Origin of the sequence: Pseudomonas sp. NFIX10 (genome assembly GCF_900111955.1) — a bacterium.
Classification (GTDB): domain Bacteria; phylum Pseudomonadota; class Gammaproteobacteria; order Pseudomonadales; family Pseudomonadaceae; genus Aquipseudomonas; species Aquipseudomonas fluorescens_AA.
In genome coordinates, this window is the sequence record NZ_FOKH01000063.1 from 1 (window position 1) to 1,535 (window position 1,535).

General features: G+C 61.7%; 1 protein-coding gene. It reads left to right on the forward strand.

All coding sequences use genetic code 11. The features are described from left to right. A partial coding sequence (locus tag BM321_RS29220; protein WP_371856655.1) for an immunoglobulin-like domain-containing protein occupies nt 1-1,535 on the forward strand: 1,535 nt, incomplete at both ends.

The window sequence follows — 1,535 nt, forward strand, 5'->3', positions numbered from 1 at the left end:
GCGGGCCAAACCACCGGCACCGTCAACGTCGAGACGCCAGCCAACGACGTCTACAACAACGGCAGCACCGTCAGCACCACCATTACTGGCGCGACCGGTGGCAACTTCGAGAACCTGGTGCCAAGCACCACGCCTGCGGTGACTACGATTACCGACTCGGTGGACAGCACCGGCCTGACCCTGTCCGCCAGCAACACCGTCACCGAAGGTGGTCAGATCACCTACACCGCGACACTGACCAATGCCGCTCAAACCCCTGTGACCGTGACCTTGAGCAACGGCTCGGTCATCACCATTGCCGCCGGCCAGACTACTGGCACAGTGGCTGTGGATACCCCGGCCAACGACGTCTACAACAACGGCAGTACCGTCAGCACCACCATTACTGGCGCAACCGGCGGAAACTTTGAAAACCTAGTGCCGAGCACTACCCCGGCGGTCACCACCATTACCGATTCGACGGACACTACCGGTCTGAGTCTGTCGGCATCCACCGAAGTGGCAGAGGGCGGTCAGATCCTCTATACCGCTACACTGACCAACCCTGCTGGCACACCAGTCACCGTGACGCTGAGCAACGGCGCGGTCATCAACATCGCCGCCGGTGCCACCAGTGGCTCCGTGGCTGTCGACGCACCAAAAGACGACGTTTACAAAGACGCCGGCAAGGTTGAAGTCAGCATCGATAAAGCCACCGGTGGCAACTTCGAGAACCTCGTTCCGAGCACGACCCCTGCCGTCACGGACGTCACCGATACCATCGACACCAGCACCGTTTCGCTCACTGCGACTTCGACTGTGGCAGAAGGTGGCACCGTCGTTTATACCGCCTCGGTCAACGCTCCGGTCACCGGCGCTCCACTGGTCGTCACCCTGTCGAACGGCCAAACCATCACCATCCCGGTTGGTGCTAGCTCCGGCTCGGTGAACTTCGTTACGACGAACGATGCCCTCGCCGGCGGCGACAACCTGAGCGTCAAAATTGACGACGCCAAGGGTGGCAACTACGAAAATCTGGCTATCGACGGCAAGACCGCCGATACCTCGGTCACCGATACCCAGGACACCACCGGCCTGACGCTTTCCGCAACCGACACCGTGGCTGAAGGTGGCTCGATTGTTTACACCGCGACGCTGACCAATGCGGCCGGCTCGCCCGTCACCATTACGCTGAGCAATGGCGCCGTCATCAACATCGCCGCCGGCGCGACCACCGGTACCGTCACTGTCGACGCGCCGAAAGATGACGTCTACAAGGACGCCGGCAAGGTCGAAGTCAGCATCGACAAGGCCACCGGTGGCAACTTCGAAAACCTGGTGCCAAGTACCGCACCGGCAGTTACCGATGTCACTGACACCATCGACACTTCGACTGTCAGCCTGAGCGCCACGTCGACCGTCGCTGAAGGCGGCACCGTCGTTTATACCGCCTCGGTCAATGCCCCGGTCACCGGTGCTCCGCTGGTCGTCACCCTGTCCAACGGCCAGACCATCACCATCCCGGTCGGCGCCAGCTCCGGCTCGGTGAACTTCGT